This window comes from Actinomadura sp. NPDC048955, from assembly GCF_040649435.1.
Taxonomy (GTDB): Bacteria; Actinomycetota; Actinomycetes; order Streptosporangiales; family Streptosporangiaceae; genus Spirillospora; species Spirillospora luteofluorescens.
Genome location: NZ_JBEZJI010000191.1, coordinates 1 through 1,575 on the forward strand (window position 1 = coordinate 1; position 1,575 = coordinate 1,575).

General features: G+C 30.7%; 3 protein-coding genes. 2 read left to right on the plus strand and 1 reads right to left on the minus strand.

Annotation, left to right across the window (positions count from 1 at the left end; translation table 11 throughout):
* On the plus strand, positions 1-274 hold a 274-nt coding region (locus AB0C84_RS46125; protein WP_361079257.1), incomplete at its 5' end, for a YolD-like family protein.
* Positions 275-306: 32 nt separating this feature from the next.
* Here AB0C84_RS46125 and AB0C84_RS46130 read toward each other — a convergent pair.
* A complete protein-coding gene (locus AB0C84_RS46130) occupies positions 307-486 on the minus strand; it encodes a CsbD family protein (RefSeq protein WP_002498892.1) in 180 nt (59 codons plus the stop codon).
* Between the two features lie 500 nt (positions 487-986).
* On the opposite strand from AB0C84_RS46130, the gene AB0C84_RS46135 reads away from it, so the two are divergent.
* A complete protein-coding gene (locus AB0C84_RS46135) occupies positions 987-1,406 on the plus strand; it encodes a hypothetical protein (protein WP_361079260.1) in 420 nt (139 codons plus the stop codon).
* Positions 1,407-1,575: the final 169 nt, after the last annotated feature.

The window sequence follows — 1,575 nt, forward strand, 5'->3', positions numbered from 1 at the left end:
ATATCAACAAATAGAACAATATATGGAAGATCAAAATAAAGAAGAACGTCCTTCGCTTTTAGATGATCAACTCAATGTTCTAAATGAAAAAGTAAACTGGAAAAAATTCTTTAAAGAAAAAGCCATTGTGACTTATTGGAAGCAAGGTTATTATTACCAGCATGAGGCTTACATTAAAACGGTAGATACACTCAATAAAGTTATTATTATTAGTAACGAAGATGGGAACGAAACCATGGAAATACCCATGAAAAATATAAAAGATATTGAATAAGAAAAGCCACTCTATATGAGTGGCTTAAGATTTTACTTTTTAAACTTGTCAACAACATCAGATGCTTTGTCTTTAACGTTATCAACGACTTCTTTGGCTTTACCTGATGCTTTATCTTTTTTACCTTCTTGTTCTAAGTTGTCATTGTTAGCAGCATCGCCAACAGTTTCTTTAATATTGCCTTTGACTTGTTCCAATTTATTTTCAGCCATGTTTAAGCCTCCTTAAGGGTAATGTAGTGTATAACAAGCACTACTGAAACATTATTTTAATATAGTTTTGAAAGGAAGTAATATAAGAAGTCTAATGCTAATGAGAAAACATTGACTACTTTCTCAACCTAATACATATAATAATTTAATTCAAGTAAAGAAGTTTAATTACTACTTTAACGGCAAGGTGCTAATGAATCTGCATTAGCACCTTGTGTATTTTCTATAGGAAAATACGAACGAAAATGATGGAAAGTGAGGTATCACTTTCCTTTTTATTATGAATTTTTATTATTTATTTTTTTGTGTTGGCACGCTCACACGCATCATCAAAGATGATGCTTTTAACAAGTCTATTCATGATTACAAGGCGCAAAAATTTTTCCTTAGTGGCTTGAAAGCCAGTCGAAAAATTTATAGCTTTTATCCTTGTAATCAATCATAACAACTTGTTGCAGTGGCTTTGCAACACAGCAAAAATAAATTAAATAATAAAAAAAGTGGAGATATTTTTAATGGAAAAAGTAAACAAGACAACAGAGTTTATCCTGAATTATTTACTAATTTGTGAAAATATAAAAGATTATAGAATAAGAGAATTTGAAGAAAGTTTTGAAATAAATGACGAAGTCTTTGATAAGGATTTAAGAACACCATTAGCTTACACCACGTTAGGTGATGAAGAAAAAATTGAAGTTGAAGTGATTCTAGACCTTGAACAATTACAAATGATTCAAGAAGTAAGTTTTAAATACAAAATAAATCATACAGATAAAATTGGGACTTTTAGTAATATAACAATTGAAAAATTTGAAGATTTAAATGAAGTTACTAAAGTAACATCTCATCTGAATTTTGATGATTTAGTTTTTGTCGATAAAGATTACGAGGAATTATATGAAGAATGGAACAATGATTAATTGACGATAGATTGAATGAACTAACAGATGAATGGCAAGAGTAATTTAAATTTAAAATTTCTATTTAAAAAGTATCCTCTCCCTGGTCGCCAGCGTCTTGACGGCCATCGCCACGATCAGCACCGCGCCCTGCATGATCAGTTGGTAGAACGGCGACAGGCCGGTGAAC

Bases quoted from the DNA above. Each gene is read 5' to 3' on its own strand.
- AB0C84_RS46130 (WP_002498892.1), bottom strand. From the start codon at position 486: ATGGCTGAAAATAAATTGGAACAAGTCAAAGGCAATATTAAAGAAACT.